The 20,402-nt window shown below is 66.5% G+C and carries 18 protein-coding genes; 11 read left to right on the top strand and 7 right to left on the bottom strand.

What is annotated here, in order from left to right:
- Positions 1-15: 15 nt before the first annotated feature.
- Entirely contained in the window at positions 16-1,203 is a 1,188-nt protein-coding gene (locus NS6_RS21965; protein ID WP_068044704.1) for an ATP-binding protein, read from the bottom strand.
- A 399-nt stretch (positions 1,204-1,602) separates the two neighbouring features.
- On the opposite strand from NS6_RS21965, the gene NS6_RS21960 reads away from it, so the two are divergent.
- Both NS6_RS21960 and NS6_RS21955 read left to right on the top strand, forming a co-directional pair.
- The gene (locus NS6_RS21960; protein ID WP_068044873.1) at positions 1,603-2,244 is read left to right on the top strand and encodes a C40 family peptidase; all 642 of its coding nucleotides are present in this window, start codon (positions 1,603-1,605) and stop codon (positions 2,242-2,244) included.
- Between the two features lie 2 nt (positions 2,245-2,246).
- A complete protein-coding gene (locus NS6_RS21955; RefSeq protein WP_068044702.1) occupies positions 2,247-2,651 on the top strand; it encodes an RNA-binding S4 domain-containing protein in 405 nt (134 codons plus the stop codon).
- Between the two features lie 98 nt (positions 2,652-2,749).
- Here the strand turns inward: NS6_RS21955 and NS6_RS21950 are convergent, their stop codons facing one another.
- A complete protein-coding gene (locus tag NS6_RS21950; RefSeq protein ID WP_068044700.1) occupies positions 2,750-4,687 on the bottom strand; it encodes an acyltransferase domain-containing protein in 1,938 nt (645 codons plus the stop codon).
- A 459-nt stretch (positions 4,688-5,146) separates the two neighbouring features.
- On the opposite strand from NS6_RS21950, the gene NS6_RS21945 reads away from it, so the two are divergent.
- Complete coding sequence (locus tag NS6_RS21945) at positions 5,147-6,100, top strand: MBL fold metallo-hydrolase (protein WP_174552617.1); 954 nt, start codon at positions 5,147-5,149, stop codon at positions 6,098-6,100.
- Between the two features lie 230 nt (positions 6,101-6,330).
- On the opposite strand, the gene NS6_RS21940 is transcribed toward NS6_RS21945, so the two are convergent.
- Complete coding sequence (locus NS6_RS21940) at positions 6,331-7,305, bottom strand: NAD(P)H-dependent flavin oxidoreductase (protein WP_068044871.1); 975 nt, start codon at positions 7,303-7,305, stop codon at positions 6,331-6,333.
- 333 nt (positions 7,306-7,638) lie between these two features.
- Here NS6_RS21940 and fadD5 point away from each other — a divergent pair, with 333 nt between their 5' ends.
- Together fadD5 and NS6_RS21930 are read left to right on the top strand one after the other, a co-directional pair.
- The gene (gene fadD5, locus NS6_RS21935; RefSeq protein ID WP_068044698.1) at positions 7,639-9,207 is read left to right on the top strand and encodes a fatty-acid--CoA ligase FadD5; all 1,569 of its coding nucleotides are present in this window, start codon (positions 7,639-7,641) and stop codon (positions 9,205-9,207) included.
- 141 nt (positions 9,208-9,348) lie between these two features.
- Complete coding sequence (locus NS6_RS21930; RefSeq protein WP_068044696.1) at positions 9,349-9,939, top strand: cysteine hydrolase family protein; 591 nt, start codon at positions 9,349-9,351, stop codon at positions 9,937-9,939.
- A gap of 74 nt (positions 9,940-10,013) precedes the next feature.
- On the opposite strand, the gene NS6_RS21925 is transcribed toward NS6_RS21930, so the two are convergent.
- Positions 10,014-12,398, bottom strand: coding sequence for a lysylphosphatidylglycerol synthase transmembrane domain-containing protein (locus NS6_RS21925; RefSeq protein WP_068044695.1), 2,385 nt, complete (start codon positions 12,396-12,398; stop codon positions 10,014-10,016).
- Between the two features lie 118 nt (positions 12,399-12,516).
- On the opposite strand from NS6_RS21925, the gene NS6_RS21920 reads away from it, so the two are divergent.
- Entirely contained in the window at positions 12,517-13,116 is a 600-nt protein-coding gene (locus tag NS6_RS21920) for a DUF459 domain-containing protein (RefSeq protein ID WP_068044693.1), read from the top strand.
- Positions 13,117-13,207: 91 nt separating this feature from the next.
- On the opposite strand, the gene NS6_RS21915 is transcribed toward NS6_RS21920, so the two are convergent.
- Positions 13,208-14,581, bottom strand: a complete 1,374-nt coding sequence (locus NS6_RS21915; RefSeq protein ID WP_245669455.1) for an ABC1 kinase family protein — start codon at positions 14,579-14,581, stop codon at positions 13,208-13,210.
- 100 nt (positions 14,582-14,681) lie between these two features.
- Between NS6_RS21915 and NS6_RS21910 the strand changes: the two genes are divergently transcribed.
- Positions 14,682-15,470, top strand: a complete 789-nt coding sequence (locus NS6_RS21910; RefSeq protein ID WP_068044691.1) for a winged helix-turn-helix domain-containing protein — start codon at positions 14,682-14,684, stop codon at positions 15,468-15,470.
- Between the two features lie 226 nt (positions 15,471-15,696).
- On the opposite strand, the gene NS6_RS21905 is transcribed toward NS6_RS21910, so the two are convergent.
- Together NS6_RS21905 and NS6_RS21900 are read right to left on the bottom strand one after the other, a co-directional pair.
- Entirely contained in the window at positions 15,697-16,824 is a 1,128-nt protein-coding gene (locus NS6_RS21905) for a nitronate monooxygenase (RefSeq protein ID WP_068044690.1), read from the bottom strand.
- A gap of 168 nt (positions 16,825-16,992) precedes the next feature.
- A complete protein-coding gene (locus NS6_RS21900; protein ID WP_084471290.1) occupies positions 16,993-18,402 on the bottom strand; it encodes a glycosyltransferase family protein in 1,410 nt (469 codons plus the stop codon).
- A 281-nt stretch (positions 18,403-18,683) separates the two neighbouring features.
- Here NS6_RS21900 and rpsF point away from each other — a divergent pair, with 281 nt between their 5' ends.
- From rpsF to rplI, 4 genes are all read left to right on the top strand, one after another.
- On the top strand, positions 18,684-18,971 hold the full coding sequence (rpsF, locus tag NS6_RS21895) for a 30S ribosomal protein S6 (protein WP_068044688.1): 288 nt from the start codon (positions 18,684-18,686) through the stop codon (positions 18,969-18,971).
- A 95-nt stretch (positions 18,972-19,066) separates the two neighbouring features.
- Positions 19,067-19,609: a single-stranded DNA-binding protein gene (locus NS6_RS21890; protein WP_068044685.1), complete on the top strand. Its 543-nt coding sequence runs from the start codon at positions 19,067-19,069 to the stop codon at positions 19,607-19,609.
- 55 nt (positions 19,610-19,664) lie between these two features.
- Entirely contained in the window at positions 19,665-19,916 is a 252-nt protein-coding gene (gene rpsR, locus NS6_RS21885) for a 30S ribosomal protein S18 (protein ID WP_068044683.1), read from the top strand.
- Positions 19,917-19,934: 18 nt separating this feature from the next.
- Positions 19,935-20,390 (top strand): 50S ribosomal protein L9, encoded by a 456-nt coding sequence (gene rplI / locus NS6_RS21880; protein WP_068044681.1) that lies wholly within the window; start codon positions 19,935-19,937, stop codon positions 20,388-20,390.
- Positions 20,391-20,402 lie beyond the last annotated feature (12 nt).

Raw genomic sequence — 20,402 nt, 5'->3', positions numbered from 1 at the left:
ACCGGAATGAACGACTCAGGTGGTCACACTGCGCAGGTAACGCCCGAAATGGGGCACCGTGAACCCGATTGTCCCCCGCTCGGCGGAATAGATGAGTCCCTTTTTGATCAGGCCGTCGCGAGCCGGCGACAAGGATGCGGGTTTGCGAACCAGTTCCGCCGCGACCGCCGCGGTCGCGACCGGGCCCTCGTCACCGGACAGGTCGGCCATCGCGCGCATGTATTCGCGCTCTGCCGGGGTCGCGCGTTCATAGCGGGAACCGAAGAACCCGACAGCCAGCTCCTCCTCGGCGGTCGGCGCGGCGACGTCCACGTCCTCGGCGGTTATCGGGCTACCGGGTGCCTGGTCCCAGGTCGCCTTGCCGTAGGCCTGGACGAAATACGGATAGCCGTCGGCCTTGCGGTACAGCGCCGCCAGCGCCTCGTCGGAGAACTTCACGTCTTCGCGTTCGGCCGGGGCGATGAGGGCCAGATCGGCCGACTCCCGATCGAGCCGGTCGATCCGGTGATAGCTGAACAGTCGTTCGGAATAGCTCTTCGACGCCGACAGTACGGCCGGTAGGTGCGGCAACCCCGCGCCTACGACGATCAGTGGCGCGGCGTCTTGGCTCAACTCATGGCAGGCGCCGCAGATGGCCGAGATATCCGTCGCCGCGAGGTCCTGCATCTCGTCGATGAAGAGGGCAATACCCACACCGATATCCGCGGCCAGGCTCGCCGCTTCCGTCAGCAGTTCCACCAGATCGATTTCGATATCGCCGGAGTCGGCGCGGCCGGTGACGGCCGGGACGTCGATACCCGGCTGCCAGCGTTCCCGCATTCCCTTGTCTGCGGTGGCGCGCAGGGCGAATGCCTTGAGTATGCCGAGGAAATCGTCGACGCGTTCACTGTTGCTGTGGGTTTTCGCGATCGCGCGGGCAGCCATGTGCAGAGCCGATGACAGCGGCCGCCGCAGTTCCTGGTCCGGTCGCGCCTCGATCTTCCCGGTGCCCCACCCGCGCCCACCGGCGGCCGATCGCAACTGATTGAGCAGAACGGTTTTGCCGACGCCACGCAGTCCGGTGAGCATCACGCTGCGCTCCGGCCGGCCCCGCGCAATGCGTTCGCAGACGACGTCGAATGCGTCGAGTTGCTTTCCGCGCCCGGCGAGTTCGGGTGGACGCTGACCTGCGCCGGGTGCATACGGGTTCCGCACGGGGTCCATAACTGTCCCACCGTAGCGCGCCTATCCGGATTTATGGGCGAATCTACGCCGTGTCCTAGATACGGCTATCCGGCGACAGTCGGGGAGTCGCCTTCGCGTCCGTGGAGAGGCCCATAACGGAACGACACGCCCGCCGATATCTCGCCGTGATCTATCACCGTGCCGAAAAACCCTTCGCGCACAGTGCTTTACACCTGTACTCCCAGCTCGCGAGAAAAGTCGGCCCCTTCGGCTGGACAACACCGGGCAGGCATCGTAACCTCTTTGTGACTTAGTGGAGTCGAGTCGTTTCGTCAGTGAGGCGGCGCCACTGGTCGCTGCCATCGCAAGCCGTCGCGATATGCGTAGGACGTGCATCCGACGATGGTGGAAGAGTACGAGGATCGGAGACGGAGCTCGGTGGGTAAGCACAGCTTGCAGCGAGAATCCAGGCTGCCAAATTCTGTCAAGGGCGCGCTCGTCATGGGCACCCTCGCCGCGACCACGGGCACCATGCCCGCCATCGCGTCGGCCGCGACCACCACGATCGACGTTCCCGGTGTCGGCAAGTTCGACGTCGAGGTTCCGGATCAGTACGCAGCCCAGGCAGATCAGCTCAACCAGCAGCTGAACCAGGCACTCTCGGCGGCCCCGCAGGCGATGCCGTCGGCACCCGCACTGCCGAATTTCGCCCCGCCGGCCCAGGCACAGCCGCAGACGGCCGGTGATGTCGCCCTCGACGCGGCCAAGACGAAGGTCGGCGCCATGTACTCCTGGGGCGCCGCGGGCCCCTACAACTTCGACTGCTCCGGCCTGGTGCAGTGGGCGTTCAAGCAGGCCGGCGTCAAACTGCCGCGCACCAGCTTCGAACAGTCCCACGTGGGCGCGCCGGTGGCATTCCAGAATCTGCAGCCCGGCGATATCGTCATCACCAATGGTGGCGGGCATGTCGGCCTGTATGCCGGTGACGGCAAGCTCCTGAATGCGGTGCAGTCCGGTGACCCGGTGAGCTACACCAGCCTGTCGGCCGACGATGTGGTCACCGCGCGTCGCATCGCCTGAGGGTGAGTCCAGCTCCCACTGTTCCGGACAACGGTCCGGCTCAAGTCCGGGTCGACTCTTGGATATGGGCCGTGCGGTTGTTCAAGACGCGATCGGCTGCCGCGGCTGCGTGTCGTGGGGGTCATGTACGTGTCAATGGTGCAACAGCCAAACCGGCTCAGCCGGTGCGGCCAGGTGACGAGATCCGCATTCGCAGCTCGGGGATCGAGCGGATCGTCATCGTGGAACGGGTGATCACCAAACGGGTCGGTGCTCCGATCGCCGCCCAATGCCTGATCGACCGCAGTCCACCCCCGCCGACGCGGGAAGTCCTCGCCTCCCTTCCGCAGCGTGACCGCGGGGCCGGGCGCCCCACCAAGCGGGATCGCCGGGAAACCGATCGCCTGCAGGGGCGGACCGGCGACTGAATTCGCACCGCGATTCGCCCCCGACCGGAATCGTGCTCCGTCGAAACAGCTCCACCGGATGTGACCCGGGTACTGGGTTCCGCGCCCGGCCAGGGTACCTACCTCGGCGTATTTTCCGTTCCGGGCGACGAATCATGTCCGAGTGCCTCCACCGACGTGAGGGTGTTGATCTCCCGAGACGTCGCGATACCGCCGAAAGGTGTCGAGAACACGGCAAAGAACGTCACCGGATCGGCGGCGGTGAGCTCGATGAGGTTGGCCGCGGCCGGTGAGATGCGCGCGAATCGCCGCGCAAGTCGCCCCGCATCCAGTGCCGGCTCCGGCGATTCGGGTGGTGCCGGCCCTATCCGAGCGGACCCCGGCACGGCATTCGCCGAGAGCGCGGCGACCACGGTGTCCTCGAAAACCTGAGCCGCGTGGACGACGCCGCGGATGGTGCACCCCGATTCGCGGATATCGCGCAGTGCATTGTCGAGATCGTGACGGTCGGCGGTATCGCAGCGCACCACCACAACCCTGTCCTCGAATCCGTCGAGCAGTGGGGGCACCGGGCGCGGTGAACGGGTGGGCACCAGAACATCGCGGGCGCCGGATGCCAATAGCCGGCGCACTATGACCGAGCCGAGTGCGCCGAGCCCGCCACTGACCACATAGGTGCCGGCGGTATCGATCTGCATCGGCGGATCCAGTGCGACCTGGGCCGCCAGGAAGCGGATAGCCCTGTTGGCGTCGACCATTCGAGTCCATGCGATGATATCTGTGGGTGGGAGGTTATCGGTGGGCCGTATCGAAGCCAGCGTTCCGGCAGCCGTGGCCTCCGCCCGCATATCTCCCCGAACCGGGCCGATTCCCGCGACTTCCGGATCCTGATGGTCCCGGCCCGTCGACAGGCCGGCCGCCGTTTCCTCCGACGCCCCGGTTCCGGCCGAAGTAGCCGGAGTGGAAGCGATTACGTATCCTCCGCCGAACTGTGTCCGGCCGTTGCCCGTTCCGGCATACGGTCGGCGGCCGGTGAAGCTTTCCTGGAGCTGCCGCGTCCGGTGTGGTGTGGTCGCCCGAATCGCCTGCACCTGAGCCAGACAGGTCAGGAAGGTGGTTCCCTCGTCGTCGTCACAAGCGGTGGGGTAGGTCGTATGGGTGAACCGCGGGAGTTCGCGCACCACATCGCAGAGAATCGGGTGCGGGGCGACCTCCAGCACGATGGTCGTATCCGAGCCCGCGGCCCGGTCGAGTGCGGCCGCGAATTGTACTGGTTCGGTGAAGTTCTCGATCCAATAGCTGCCCGTAGTGATCGGTGCATCGATAATCGCACCCCGACGGACCGTGGAGTACATCGGGATATCCGGGGTGGTGGGGTGCAGCGGGCCGAGGGCGGCGAAGGATTCTGTCGCGGCCGCCGATCGGCAGATCGCCGGGGCGAACCTATCGCAACGCCACGCGGGGATATCGCGGCGTCCGGCCCGGCGCACCACGGCGTCGATATAGCGCGGCGGCCCGGAGACGAGTACTGAGCGCGGTCCGTGGACGGCGGCAACCGTGACCTGTTCGCGGACGGGATCCACCAGGCGCCGCACGTCGGGCACCGGAGCCTGCAGTTCGGCGACAACATCGGTCTGCGCCCCCCGGCGCGCGGCGCGGCCGCGGGCGAGGACTACGCGGACGGCGTCGGACAGCGGGAGAGCGCCGGCGGTCACCGCCGCCGCAACCTCCCCGATACCGTGCCCGATGACCGCGTCGGGTCGCACACCCCACGAGGTCAGCAGCGTCGCCGTGGCCACCTGGTGAGTGAACAGGGCGGTCTGGGCGAACACCGGGTCTCGCTGCCGCCGGTCCGGCCACTGCGGACCGCCGGGGTGGCGGAAGCCGTGGCGCGGAGTCCATACTCGCGGTCCGCCCGCCGCCACCACGGCATCACTGGTGTCGAGCACCGCCGCGGCGAAAGCGGGGTATCGCCCGGCCAGGGTGCGCCCCATCCGCGCGTGTTCGCCACCTTCCGGCGAGAACAGGAAAACCACGCCGCCTGCGGAATCGGTCATCGGCACGACAACAGGTACGACAGGGTGCGGCTACGGCCGTGGCGAACGGTGCGCATGCGCCACCGGCCGCTCGGCGAGCCGTGAATCCAGCACAGCAGCTGAGTGTCCCGCCTCACGCTACGATTATGCCGGAAGAATCCGCTGTGCCGGACCGGCCGCCGGTGACGAAACCCGCTGCTGTCCGAGAGAATTCGGCGCAAATGTTCGGCAAACATTCGGCGGCCGCACTGGATCCGGCGAACCGTGTCCCGGTCCGGCCGCCACCTCGGCGAGCGGCGGCAGCGGAGCGCGCTGTGGTGGTGCCGAAGCGCCGATACGGGCGACGATCTGTTATCGGCGGCCGGCCGCATCGACAATATCGAACCCGTCCTCGCCCTGGAGGAGAAATCTGTCTGCCGTCGCACCGGACCAGGTGTTCGACGCCCCGCCCGAGCCCCGGGCGGCCGGTACCGTGGCGATGTGGCTGCTTCCGCCGACGGACGAACCCCGACCTTTCCCACGCTGCTGCGTTGCTGCGCGGCCTTGGCGGCCACACCGGCGCGGCTGCTGCGGCCCCGCAAGGCCGACACTCTGCTGCTGGCGCGGCTGGAATCGGTTGCCCCGCCGCCGGCCCGGGTGAGCGTGGAACTGACCGTGCTGTTGCAGGGCCGGATGCAGGCGCCGACCGCCATCGTGGCCGAAGGTGTCCGCAGCCTCGGGCATCTGCCGATGGCGATGGGGGCCTATCTGGTCGAACACCCGAAGGCGCGATTCCTGGTCGATCCCGCGCTTTGCGCCCACGTTCATCGGCGGGTGCTGCCGGATCTGCCGTTCCCGATCCCCCTGCTGGTCGCGCCGGACAAGCCGGTGCTCGGCTTGGCCGATGCGCTCGCCGCCCGCGATATCGATCCCGCCACCATTGATTTCGTTCTACCGACCCACCTGCATTGGGACCATATTTCCGGCCTGCTGGAACTACCCGGATCCGTGCCGGTACGGCTGCCCGTGTCCGAGCTGAGCTGGGCACTGGAAGGTCCGCACGCGCCGGCCGGGGTGGTGCGGGGCCCGTTGCAGGGGCCATCGCTGGATCCGCTCGAGTTGGACGGACCACCCGTGCTCACCTTCGAGCGCAGCCTCGATCTGTTCGGCGACGGGTCGGTGCTGCTGGTGGACCTGGCCGGGCACACCCCGGGCAGTGTCGGCGTACTACTGGCGGCCGCCGGCGGTCGCCGGGTGCTGCTGGCCGGGGATGCGGTGTGGAACCGGCTGCAGATCGATCTCATCCGGGAGAAGGCGCCGATGCCCGGTCAGTTGTTCGACGCCGATCGGGACCAGGCCTTCGAGACCATTCACCGACTGCACGCGCTACCGGCCGATATCGAGGTGGTAGCCGCGCACGATTACGACGCCGTCGCCGCACTGGCCGCGCACTGATCCCGCCGGCGGGGCCGCAGGCATTCACGGCCGTGGACGCATCCGCTCGCGGAGGGGGCACACAGCACTCGGGCCGCGACGGCGGGTGGGGCGCTTCCGGCCGTGACGTGGCGACGTGCTCGTCGTCGAGCCGATGTGGTTACAGCGCGGGAAGCCGACTGCTACGAGACGGCTTCCCGCACCCGGCGCCGGATCGATCGCCATCCTTCCGGCGCGGCTTACGGGTCGATTCAGGCCGAAACGAACCGGGCCAGCCGGGCGTTGATCAGTTCCTCGGCCTCCGAAACCATCCGGCCGATCAGTTCGGCGCAGGTCGGGATGTCTTCGATCAGGCCCTGGCACAGGCCGACCGACCAGATCCCAGCGTCCAGATCGCCTTCCTCGAACACCCGCCGGCCGCGTGCGCCGGAGACCAATTCACGGACGTCTTCGAACTTGCCGCCGGCCTTCTCGATCTCGACGACCTTCCGGCTGATCTCATTGTCGGCGACCCGTGCGGTGTTGTGCATGGTGCGGAAGATCAGCTGGGTATCGCGCTCCGAGTTGGCGACGATCTGCTCCTTGACCTGCTGGTCGATGGAGGATTCCTGGGTGCACAGGAACCGGGTGCCCATATTTACGCCGTCGGCGCCCAGTGCGAGCGCCGCGACCATGCCGCGGGCGTCGGCGATCCCGCCGGAGGCGACGATCGGGATGGTGAGCGCGCGGGCGGCCGCGGGAATCAGCACCAGACCGGGCACATCGTCCTCACCCGGGTGTCCGGCACATTCGAAACCGTCGATGCTGACCGCGTCGACGCCGATCTTCTGTGCCTTGAGCGCGTGTCGCACGCTGGTGCATTTGTGCACAACCTTGATGCCCGCTTCGCGGTAGGCAGGCAGGAACGGCTCCGGGTTGCTCCCGGCGGTCTCGACGATCTTGATGCCGCTGTCCACGATGGCCCGCACGTACTCCTCGTACGGCGGCGGGTTGATCGACGGCAGGACAGTCAGGTTCACCCCGAACGGCTTATCGGTGAGTTCGCGTGTGCGCTCGATTTCGCGCCGGAGGTCGTCGGGGGTCGGCTGGGTGAGTGCGGTGATGAAACCGAGCCCCCCGGCGTTGGCCACGGCGGCGACGAGTTCGGCCCGGCCGACCCACATCATTCCGCCCTGCACGATCGGATGTTCGATACCGAAAATCTCGGTGAACCTGGTCCGCAGCATCGCCTGCACTCCTCACTTTCCGCGGATAGTCCGCGCATGCTGCATGGTGCCATGCCGATCATGACCCGATCAACCCCAGAAGTGAGCCGTGATTCGCATAAGTGACCGAGTTTGCCGGTAGCTGGCAGGTATGCCTCTGTGCCGGTATCGCCGCAAATACGCGCGTCAGCGCGTGTGAACCTGTTAACCGGACCGGTTCCTCGGAATTAACGGCCATTCGGGCTCGATTTCCTTGCCGGTGCCGATGTGAATTGTTATTCTGCCGACATGTTCACACCGCGTGTGGCGCCGGACACTCCGGTGGGTCACGCGGTACCGAGAGGAGTACGTGGGATGACCACCGGTGCGCAGGCCCTCGACGAGCCGATCCGTTCGCGTCGCAACCACTGGAACAACCAGATCGCCACGCATGCGGTGATGCGGCCCGACGAGGTCGCGATCCGTTTCCGCGGTGCCGACACCACCTGGCGGCAGCTGCACGAACGGTCGCAGAAGTTCGCTGATTCGCTCGCCCGCCGCGGCGTCGGCTCCGGCGACCGGGTGCTCCTCCTGGCGCTCAATCACCCCGAATACTTGGAAGCCGTTTTCGGGATCAACGCGCTCGGCGCGATCGCGGTCCCGGTGAACTTCCGGCTCACCCCGCCCGAGGTGGCTTATATCGTCGGCGACAGTGGCGCCAAGGCCGTCGTCACCGATACGGTGCTGCAGCCGCTGGCCACCGCAGTGCAGGCGCAGGCCACCGGGCTCGACCACTGCTTCGTGATCGGCGGGAGCAGCGGTGAAGGAGTTGTCGGCTACGACGACGCGATCGCCGAGGAGGGGGCCGCGCACACCCCGCTCGACATCCCTGAGGACACTCCTTGCCTCATCATGTACACCTCCGGAACCACCGGCAGCCCCAAGGGGGCGGTCCTGTCCTACGGCAATATGAATGCACAAGCGCTCACCTGTATCCGGGCGTTGGCGATCGACCAGGAATCTGTCGGTTTCTGCACATCGCCGCTGTTCCATATCGCAGGTATCGGCAGCCTCGCGCCGGCCTTCATGCTGGGTGCGAAAACGGTGCTGCATCCGCTGGGCGCCTTCAGCGCCACCGAATTCCTCGACGCCGTCGAGGCCGAGCAGGCCACCACGGCGTTCTGCGTACCGGCGCAGTGGCAGCTGATCTGCGACGAGCCGACGGTGAAACAGCGAAAACTGGCGCTGAAGGCGCTGAGCTGGGGCGCCGCTCCCGCGTCCGATACCGTGCTGAAGGCGATGGCCGACGCGTTCCCGGACGCGTTCAACGTGGCGGTGTTCGGGCAGACCGAGATGTCGCCGATCACCTGCGTTCTCGACGGTAAGGACGGCATCCGCAAACTCGGCTCGGTCGGCAAGGTCATCCCCACCATCCAGGCCCGGATCGTCGACGACGAGATGAACGATGTGGCGCCCGGCGAGGTCGGCGAAATCGTCTATCGCGGCCCCACCATGATGTCGGGGTACTGGAACAAACCGGAGGCTACTGCGGACGCCTTCGCCGGCGGCTGGTTCCACTCCGGCGACCTGGTGCGCCAGGACGACGAAGGCTTCGTCTACGTCGTGGACCGCAAGAAGGACATGATCATTTCCGGCGGTGAGAACATCTATTGCGCCGAGGTGGAAAACGTCTTGTTCGCGCACCCGAAGATCCGGGAAGCCGCGGTTATCGGCAGGGCACACGAGAAGTGGGGTGAGGTTCCGGTGGCCGTGGTCGCGCTGGACGATGCGGACGGCACGCTCACCCTCGAAGAATTGGAACCGTTTCTCAACGAGAACCTGGCCCGCTACAAGCACCCGAAGGAACTGGTGATCGTCGCGGAACTGCCGCGCAACGCCAGCGGCAAGGTCGTGAAGGTGGAACTGCGCAAGGACGGCGCGTAGTCCCCGTACCGCCTGAGCACGGGCCGGGTCGGGCCGGTTTCCGGCCCGGCCGACCCGGCCGGCATTTCTCGTAGCGCCGATGTCCTGGTTTTTCTCCGACCCGTTGTGCGGCCCCGCGGCCGATAGTCGATCATCTACGGCATGCCGGAACAAAACGCTGCTGTTCTCGCCCTGCACTGGCAGGTGAATGTCATTCGGCCGGAAGGCTTCTTCGGCCCGATGCTCGCCGAACCGGTGGCCGCCAGCGGAGTGGTGCAACGCGCCGCCGCCTTCCACAAACAGGCCGCTGAGCTGGGGTTACCGATCGTCTTCACCCGGTTCATCGTTCCCGAGGACGAGGGCCGGCTGGTACGCAACACCGGGTTGATGGAATCGGTCGGCGCGGCGCAGCACGAGTTCCGGCCGGATGCCGCCGGCAGCCGGCTCATCGATGAGATGGCCGACCAGGCCGACCATATCGTCGACAACCAGAAACTCTCGGGTCTGGCCGGGAACACCCTCCCTCGCTGGCTGGTGGAAAACGATATCGACACCCTGTACCTCACCGGTGTCGCGACGAACCTCACGGTCGAGCAGACCGCGCGCCACGGCACCGATCTCGGCTTCACGGTCTACACGGTCGCGGATTGCGTGACGGCGGCCGACCCGCACGTACACACCGCCTCGCTGGCCAATATCGCGCTGGTCAGCGCCGGCCTGCGCACCACAGCGGACGCCTTCGGAAGCAACTGACCCCTCCCCCCAAAAAAACCTCCGTTGCGGCAAACCCAACCCCGCGCCGCCGGAGGCGGCGCCATAGATACAGCTCAGATCATGTTTTTATCGGTCATCCATCGCATTACCTGCCAGCCGCAGAAAACCGGAATCCAGCAGGTGAGCACCCGGTAGAGCAGAACCGACGGCACCGCTACCTCGGCGGGCAGACCGAAGGCGGCCAGGCCACCGATCAGCGCGGCCTCGACCGCGCCGACACCACCCGGTGTGGGCGCGGCCGAGGCCAGGGTGCCGCCGATCATCGTGACGATCGTGACGGTGACGAATGTGGTGCCGCCACCGAACGCCTGCACACTCGCCCACAGGGCCAGCGCCTGCCCCAGGGTCAGGGCCGCGCAGCCGAGCACGATCACCGCGCAGCGTTTCGGGTCGCGGGCCAGCCGGGCCAGCTCCCCGACGACCTCCTGGAGCTGCGGTAACACCGAGGTGTTCAGCCAGCGGCGCAGTTTCGGCACGAACGTGAAGGTGCCGATGATGCCGACCCCCACGCCGCCGATCAGGTACAGCACGGTGGGCGAGGGCACGAAATGCGAGAGGTTCGCCGAGGTTCCGGCAGCCACACTGAACAGCACCAGCAGCCCGATATGGGTCGATACCTGTACTGCCTGCTGTAGGGCGACCGCCGCGGTGGCCCGGACCGCTCCGACACCGCCCTTCTGCAGGAAGCGCACGCTCAGCGCCAGGCCGCCCACCCGCGCCGGTGTGGTGGTGGCGGCGAACGTATTCGCGATCTGCATGAGCACCAATGGCCAGTACTTCACCACGCCCGAGGCGCACGCCCACAACGCGGCCGCCGTGCCGAGGTAGGTCAGCGACGACAGCGCCAAACCCGCCAGTGCCCACCACCAGTTGGCCTCCCGCAGCTGTGTGAAGAAGGTCGGCACCGCGCTGATGAACGGGTAGGCGACATAGACCAGGCCGATCAGCAGCACCAGCTGGAGCAGGCTCTTGCGGTTGAACCGGGTGATCTGCTCGGCTTCGATGCGGTCCTGGCCGGTTTGCGTCCGCACTTCCTCGCGGGCCGCGGTCACCACCGATTTCCACTCGGGAATGGAGGCTCGGATACCGCGCGGCATGGCGAATTTGGTGAGCCGGCGCGAGGCGGTGAGCACGGTCTGTTCGCCGAGGACCTCGATCGCCGCGCGCACCGCGGCTTCCGGCCCGAACACCGCGGTCATCGAGACGAGCAGCTGGGCGATATCGGATTGCAGCTGGGCGTCGGAGGCGCATAATTCGGCCGCTGTGAAACCACCGAAGACCGCGCCCTGCTCACCGACCCGAATCTCGGCGGGCCGTAGTTCGCCGTGCGCGATCCCGCGTTCCCGCAAAACCGTGAGGGCCCGCCAGACCGCGTCCAGCGCGGCGGTATCGGACGGATCCTGTTCGATCGAGCGGCCGGCGGGCAGGGTGTGGGCGTAGAGCATCCAGCCGCGGGTCAGCGCCGCCACTGTTACCGGCCGGTGCGCGGCCACCCCCAGTTCGTCCAGCGCGATCGCCATCAGGGCCCGGTGTTCCACGGCGCGATGCATGGACCCGTGCAGCGGCGCGGTCTCGCTGGAGCGGAAAGTGAGCCGGCGCCACAGCTGGCGCACCGCGCTGAGCGTGCGCTGGTTCTTTCCGTACAGTTCGACCACCAGCGCCCGCTCGCGCTCTTCGATCGTCGCCGACAGCATGAGCGCGCCTGGACCGGCCGGGCGGACAACAGTGAGCCGGTTGACGGTGTAGCCACGTTGGGCCAGCTGGCGGACCGCCGCCTCCAGCGGCACTTCCAGCGCCGGGGTCCCGACCAGCAATACGATCACCGCGCCCACCAGCCAGCCGACGGCCAGGCCGAACATGGCGCGTGCCGGGACGACGGTACTGACCACCAGGTGCATCGGCGCGAAGGCCAGGATCAGCGCCCACAACCAGCGGCGGGGTCGTACCGGCAGCCACGGACTCGACACGGTGAGCACCGCGGCGAGCATGGCAATCCAGCGTGGATCGTCGAGGAACTGCTGGAGAAAGGTTTTGTCGGCCAGATTCTCCGGTACCTGCAGATGCCACTGCGGGGCCGAGAAACCGTTCGGCGTGATGGACAGCAGCAGCCCGGCCACCAGACCGGCGGTGGCGTATCCGGTGAGCAGTTTCCACTGTCCGCCCCACACCAGCTCCACCAGGATCGCGAAGGGCAGGATCAGGATGGCGATTCCGTACAGCAGATAGACCAGGTTCGACTGGTCCGGGTTCAGGAAGCCGACGATATTGGACACGGAACGCTCCAGCGCCAGCCATTCGGGCCGGGTGATCAGCGATCCGGCGATGACTACGGCCACCCCGGCGATCGCGAAGACGACACGCAGAATATCGCTGGTCCGCCTGGTGAGCGGTTGTAGCAGGCTGCCCGTTACCGGGATCTCCCGCCCATCGACTCGCATGTCGTATCGGTACTTTCGGATCGAGGTGCAGCCGGTCGGCCGTCCGCACACACCAGTTCGTGAGTATGCAGGAGACCGAGCCGGACGATACACACCAACACGCTGCCAGAATCTGTGGGTGAGTAATGATCTGCGCGTCTGTTTCGTAGGGGATTCCTTCGTCGCCGGAGTGGGGGACCCCGAGGCGCTGGGCTGGTGCGGGCGGCTGGCGGTCGATGCGCACGCCGCCGGACTCGCGCCCACCGCCTATAACCTCGGTGTCCGCCGGCAGACTTCGACCGATATCGCGGGTCGCTGGCAGGCCGAGTGCCGGCACCGGCTGCCCCGGGAAGTCCAGGGACGGGTGGTGTTCTCGTTCGGGGTCAACGACACCATGCTGCTCGATGGCCGGGCCAGGGTGGGCGCCGGTACGTCGGTGGGGAACCTGCGCGAGATGCTCGCCGGTGCGCACGCCGAATCGTGGCAGGTCCTCGTGGTGGGCCCGCCACCGGTGGACGATGCGGAGCACAACAGCCGTACCGCCGGACTCGACGAGCGGTTCGGCCGGATCTGCGCCGAGCACGGCGTGCCCTATATCAGTAGTTGTCACCGGCTGGCGGCCGATCCCGCCTGGATGGACCAGGTACGGGCAGGCGACGGGGCACACCCGGCGGCAGCCGGATACGCCGCTTTCGCGGAACTGCTGCTGCCGGCCTGGCGCGAATGGCTGGGGTACTGACCCCGGACATCCGGGACGGTTGCTCCGCCGAATGGATTTCCGCCCCGGAAACGTCCCAGACGGTGCGGTTTTCTCCCCGGTACGTCGTGACTCAGCTCGCGGATACGTCCGATACGAAACCGTGCCGCACCGGGGCGAAGACCCCTCCGAGTTCGGGAACCGACCGCACCAGTTCGGCGCCGTAATCGCATTCGCATTCCAGCTGGCTCAACGTCCCGACCAGGGTGAGCGAGGCACGGGCGAACGGTGTGCACGCCGGTGGCAAGGTCAGCTCCCGCATCACATTGGTCAGCCGCAGGCTCGTGGTGCGCAGCACCTGCTTACGCAGCCAGGACGTGGTCAGCCGGAAACGGTCGTGGCGGACCGGCTCACCACAGGCCGAAAGCGCCGATTCCAGCGCGACCGGGTCGAACTCCCGGCCCGGTAACGCGAACCCGTGCGTACGCACCGCCGATTCCAGCGCCGCCGGCCCGCCGTTGAAGATCGCATCGCACATCTGCACGACCAAATCGATGAACCCCGGATGCGGCCATGGCGCGCAGGCCCCGAAATCTGCCACCCCCAGCCGACCGTCCGGCAGCAGGAACAAATTGCCCGGATGTGGATCGCAGTAAAGCAATCCGTGCCGCTCCCAGCCGGTGAGGACGAACCTCATCATCAGTTCGCCGACCCGGTCGCGCTGCTCCCGCGTACCCGAAGCGATGATCCGCGTCGCCGGTGTCCCCCGCACCCATTCCGAAATGAGCACATCGCCGCGCTGCTCCAGCACTGGCGGGACATAGAACTCGGCACTGTCCTGGTAGAAGGCCGCGAACGTTCGCTGATTCTCGGCCTCGCCCGCGTAATCCAGTTCCGTGCGCACGCTTTCGCACAACGCCTCGGTCACCGATTTCACATCCGCACCCGGCAGCAGCACCGACGCCAGGATCGAAACCCGCCGCAACTGCACCAGATCCGATTCCACTGCGGCCCGAGCACCCGGATACATCACCTTCACTGCGACCGCGCGGCCGTCGTGCCACACCCCGCGGTGCACCTGACCGATCGAGGCTGCCGCGGCCCGGCGATCGTCGAACTCCCGGAACAGGTCGCGCCAGTGCGGGCCGAACGTATCGGCCATCACCCCATGCACGGTCGGTGGCAGCATCACCGGCGCCGAATCCTGCAGCCGGGACAGCGCCGCCTGATATGGCGCCGCGATATCGCGCGGCAGTGCGAGCTGATAGATCGCCAGCAGCTGCCCGAGTTTGGCGGCGCAGCCCTTCAGTTCACCCAGCACCGCAAACATATGCTCGGCGGTGCGGCTCTGGATATCCCGGTTCACCTCCGGCGCGGGCCGCCCGAGCGCCCGGCGGCCCGCCCCGGCCGCCTGCCGGCCCGCATAGGCGACCGGCAGCGCCATGAGCTTGGCGCTGCGCAGGGCCGGGCGTACCGGAGGCGCGCCCGAATCGCGTCGATTGCTCATAATCCCAATCCCCGAACCGAATCGCTTGTTCTCCCGTGCAGTCTGGCATATTTGTGCATAGACTGTCTGGGACGTAACAGCTGCCGAGAGAGGTGTCTCCATGGGGTCTCGCACGGTGGTCGCTGACGTCGCCGACGAACTGGCCCGGCGGGTCGCCGCGGGGGAATACCAGCCGGGTGAACTGATGCCCTCGGTCCGCCAGGTCGCCGACGAGTTCGAAATGAACCGAGCCACCGCACAGCTCACGCTCGGCCGGTTGGAATCCTACGGCTTCGTGGAGGCCAGGCGCGGTAAGGGCTTCACCATCCGCGAGGTGCGTCAGGCCGGTGGTCTGGACGTCTACCGCCACCTCTTCCGCTTCTCCATCCCGATGCCCGAGGTCGCGATCGAGATGTTCCGGGATATCGTCGAGGTCGAGCGGGGGATCGTCATGGACGCATTACTCGCCTACACCGGCGCGGCGCCGGGCGGTCCCGTCGCCGCCGGCTTCGATCTCGCCGAACTCAAGACCGAAGTCGATGCACTCGAAACCCTCGCCCGCACCGATGTACCCGATCACCGCCGCATTCTGGCCATCGAAATCGGTATCGTGCGGCGGTTGCTCGTCACCCTCGAATCCAGCCTGCAACGCGCCATCTTGAATTCGATCGGCGATATGGTCCTCGAGGTGCCGCAGGCAGTCGAGGCATATTTTGCCGGGGCGGCCGATCTGCACGTACTGGTCTGGCGGGCGCTGATCGCGGTGTGGGAATCGGAATCCGGGCCCTCGGCCGCGCAACTGGCACTGTTCGAAGATCTCTTCGGGATCTATCACCACAAGGTGATCAATCGCTTCGAGGAACTTCTCGGAGCCCAGGGGCAGCCGGAGATCCACGCCGTCACGGCCTGAGCAGGCCGCATTCCGCAGGCGGTTCCTGCGGTGCTCGTCGGTCCCGGGAGCACTGTTGAGCGTGTGTTCTGGGTCGCTTCAGCGCCTACACGGGACTCGGAGCTCTGCGGGGCGGGGACTCGGTCTCGCCCGGATCGTTCGAGGTCGGCTGTCTCGATTCAGTGACTCCACCAGGGGCCGTTCGGCCGGGCCCGACCATATGGCCGGGCCTGGCCGAACGCGGCGATCACTCGGCGTTGTTCAGATTGTTCAGCCGCTCGCAGGCGTTGACGTAGTCCTCGATGAGGCGGTTCATCACGTCGGCCGAACGCTCGGTCTTGTTCATCATGCCGACGATCTGGCCCACCGGGTTGAAGTTCACGTCCTTGGCGGCCTCCGGGTAGCGGTGTCCGCGCTTCACGCCGTCCAATGCGACCATCATCTGTAGCGGCATGGGCAGCGGATCCGGATTGTCGGCCGATTCCCAGGCGTCGGTCCATTCGTTGCGCAGCATCCGGGCCGGTTTACCCGTCCAGGACCGGGAACGAATGGTGTCGTGGCTGGACGCATCGATAAGCGTCTGCATCTGCGCGGGTGGCACATTGGCCTCTTCCACGGTGAGCCAGATGGAACCGGTCCAGGCGCCGGCAGCGCCCATCGCCATGGCGGCCGCGACCTGGCGACCGTCGCCGATACCGCCCGCGGCCAGCACCGGCAGATCGCCCACGGCGTCGATGACCTGCGGCCAGAGCACCAGCGAGGAGACCTCACCGCAGTGTCCGCCGCCTTCGGTGCCCTGACACACCACGAAGTCCAGGCCTGCGTCCTTGTGGTTCAGCGCGTGCTTCACCGAACCGCACAGCGCGCCGATGAGGCGCCCGGACTCCTGGATCTGTGAGACGAACTCCGGCGGCGGGGTGCCCAGTGCGTTCGCGACCAGTTTCGCCTTCGGATGCCTCAGGATCACCTCGACCTGTGGCGCGGCGGTGGTGGCGGTCCAGCCGAGTAGCTGCGGGTGCACCTCTTCTTCGGGCAGCTTCGGTACGCCGTGGTCGGCCAGGATCTTCTCGGCGAAATCGCGATGCCCCTGCGGGACGTGCTTGGCGAGTTCGGTTTCGAGCTCTTCGGGGGAGAGCCCGTCGATGCCCTTGCCTTCGTACTTGGAGGGGATCACCAGGTCGACACCGTAGGGGTTGTCGCCCACGTGCTCGTCGAGCCAGGCCAGCTCGACCTCGAGTTGTTCGGCTGTGAACCCGACCGCGCCGAGTACACCGAGACCACCGGCGTTGCTGACCGCGGCCGCTACGTCGCGGCAATGGGTGAAGGCGAAGATGGGGAACTCGATCCCCAGCCGGTTGCAGATATCGGTACGCATGGCGCTGCTGGTCTCCCTATGCCTGGAACAAGTTACATAATTGCCGCGCGGCGGCTGACCCGGCCGCTGTCACCTCGCGGACCCGAAATTGCCGCGTACCGACGGTACGGGCGGTGCTTGCGCGCGGATCCGACAGGTGTCATACCCTGAATGTAACACGTTCTAGTTTTAATGGAACGGATTCGCCGGTGCGATTGCCGGCCCGGGTTCGAACCCGCCCGTCGGAGCCCCGGCCGGCGACACCCATTCGGGTGGCTTCCGCAGCGGAACCTTCAGGAACAGAACGAACAGGAACACCAGCAGAGTGGCCCGGCCCCACACTCCGAAGCGCACCACGGCTTCCATCAGCTCGACCGAATGCCCCGTGCCCATCGCATAGAAATAGCGGAAAACCCCCACCCCGATCGCGATATCGGCGACGAGATAGCTCCACACGACCGGCCACGGCACCGCCAGGACGACAAGGAACGGAATCAACCACAGTGTGTACTGCGGTGAATGCACCTTGTGGAACAGCAGGAAACCGCACAGCATCGCCCCGCTGACACCGATCCACGGATACACACCCGTTTCGAGATACCGGCGGCGCCCGATCCACAACGCCAGGACGAACGAGGCAATGATCAATATCGGCGACGCGATAGCCACGGTATCGGCGAACGCCGCAGCACCGGAGCGATCGGTGCCGAACAGCGGCCGCAGCCCCCAGAACCAGATCGAATTCGTGGTGATATCTGCCTGGCGCTGCTGCTGGAATTCGATCGACGCCCGCCAGCCGTCGTATCCGCTGAGCGCGAAGGGCAGATTGACCACGACGACGGTGGCCGCCGCGGCAGCACCGGTCCACAGTGCGCCCCGGATATCGAGGCGGGTGCGGCCGTTTTCGCCGGGACCCCGGTCGCCGTCGGTCAATACGTACAGCATCAACGGCAGCACGAAAATGGCCGGATAGATCTTGAAACAGAACCCTGTCCCCAGGAGTACCGCCGCGAATATCGCTCGCGACCGCACCGGCCGCCGGCTCGGCGCCATCACCGCCATCGCCGCCACGGTCGTGCACACCACCGGCAGTTCCCAGTTGTGGAATGCGTAGAGCACCAGCGGCGGTCCCACCGCCCACAACAGGGCGGCCCGGCCGGCCATCCGGGCCAGCAACCACGCCGTCAACAAGGCGAACGGGGCCAGCAGTAGCGCCGAATACAGCAGGAACATCGCATCGTTGTCCGCACCCAGGGCGCCGAGCCACATCAGCAGTCCGCTGAGCACCGGGTATTCCACGGCCCCGCCGATCAGGGATCCGTCGGCGGTGATGCCGCCGTGGACATACGGGAAAATATGCTGATCGATATCGCGCCCCAGCCAGAGGAACTGGATATCGGAGTAACAGACCCGGGCATCCTTCACATAGTCGAACGCGACACTGCGGCCGTCGGCGCGAAATGGCGCTCCGGCACAGCGGGCCTTGTTGAGAAACGCCACTGTCAGCGTGATCGAGCACAGCAGAACCGCCGCAATCACCGCCGTCTGCCGGGAAACGCGACCGGTCACGAACGCGCGCGCGGCCGCTCCGATCGACATACCGCTCACCTTAGTGGTCGTGGGTTCGGTGAAGAGCGGCCGAGCGCGAGCACTCGAACCTGTAATACCGGGTTGCACCCGGCCGTATCGGCGCCGAATTCCGCTTCATTCCCTATGCCGGGAAACGGACTTCCACACGGCCCGGAGTGTGGTCGCGAAGTCCGCTGGATCGATTTCGTGGTGACCTACCCCCTCAGGTAGTCTTGCCCGGTTGCTGACGCGACGACCTCCTGCCACGGACCGTCCGTGGCCGAATCCAGACCACAGGAGGTGATTGGTTCGTGCGTCATTACGAAGTGATGGTTATCCTCGATCCGAGCATGGACGAGCGCACCGTCGGGCCGTCCCTGGAAACTATGCTCAGTGTTATCCGCACCGAGGGCGGTAAAGTCGACAAGGTCGATATCTGGGGCCGTAAGCGCCTCGCCTACGAGATCCGCAAACAGGCCGAAGGTATCTACGCGGTTGTCGACCTGACCGCCGAGCCCGCCACGGTGAGCGAACTCGACCGCCAGCTGGGCCTCAACGAGCAGGTGCTGCGCACCAAGGTTCTGCGCAACGAAAAGTAGTTCCGGCGGCATCGCGGTTCAGTCGGAGTCTGTCTCTAGGCTCTAGCGCAAACAGCGAGTGCACCGGACTGCACACCGAGCAGGAGGAACCCACCATGGCAGCAGGCGATACCGTAATCACGGTCATCGGAAATCTGACGGCCGATCCCGAGCTTCGATTCACGCCCGCAGGCGCGGCAGTGGCGAATTTCACCGTCGCCTCGACGCCTCGCATCTTCGACCGGAACACCAACGAGTGGAAAGACGGCGAGGCACTGTTCCTGCGGTGCAATATCTGGCGCGACGCGGCGGAGAATGTCGCCGAAAGTCTGACCAGGGGCTCCCGGGTGATCGTCAGCGGACGGCTCAAGCAGCGCTCCTACGAAACCCGCGAGGGTGAGAAGCGCACAGTCGTCGAGCTCGAGGTCGACGAGGTCGGTCCTTCGCTGAAGTACGCCACGGCCAAGGTCAACAAGACCAGCCGCGGCGGTGGCGGTGGTGGATTCGGTTCCAACAGCGGTGGTGGTGGAAACTACAACGCCGGCAACAGCGGCGGTGGACGGTCCGAACAGGGCGCAGCGGAAGACCCGTGGGGTAGCGCGCCCGCGGCCGGCTCCTTCGGGGGCGGCGGCCGGACGGACGATGAACCGCCGTTCTGAGACGGCCCGCATAGACCCGCGTCGCCGGGTCACCAAGAAGACGGAGTGAACGAAAATGGGCAAGGCACCGGCGCGCGAAAAGGTGCTCAAGAAGAAGGCTTGCACTTTCTGCAAAGAAAGCAAGACCGGACCTGTCAATATCGACTACAAGGATGCGCCGCTGCTGCGCAAGTACGTCAGTGAGCGCGGCAAGATCCGTGCCCGCCGGGTCACCGGCAACTGCGTGCAGCATCAGCGCGATATCGCCATCGCGGTGAAGAACTCGCGTGAGATGGCGCTGCTGCCCTACGTTTCGACGGCTCGCTGAGGAAGGTAGGTCAAGCATATGAAGCTCATCCTGACTGCCGACGTCGACAATCTCGGCGCCCCCGGCGATACCGTTGAGGTCAAGGACGGCTACGGTCGCAACTACCTGCTGCCCCGCGGGATGGCGATCGTTGCCACTCGTGGTGCGCAGAAGCAGGTCGAGGGAATCCGCCGGGCCCAGGAGGCCCGCCGGGTGCGCGATCTCGGGCACGCCAACGAACTGAAGCAGGCGATCGAGAACCTGGAGTCGGTAACGCTGTCGGTGAAAACCGCCGGCACCGGTAAACTCTTCGGTTCGGTCACCCAGTCCGATATCGCCGCGGCGATCAAATCGGCCGGCGGGCCGGTGCTGGACAAGCGCAGCATCGAACTGCCGAAGTCGCATATCAAGGCCACCGGTAAGCATCAGGTTACGGTGCATCTGCACCCTGATGTCGCCGCGAAATTCGGCCTGGAGGTCGAGGCCGCGGGCTGACCGCGGGTATCG

The organism is Nocardia speluncae NBRC 108251, from assembly GCF_001613245.1.
Lineage (GTDB): Bacteria > Actinomycetota > Actinomycetes > Mycobacteriales > Mycobacteriaceae > Nocardia > Nocardia speluncae.
The sequence above is the reverse complement of the archived record's forward strand: the minus strand, read 5'-3'. Positions and strand labels throughout refer to the sequence as shown.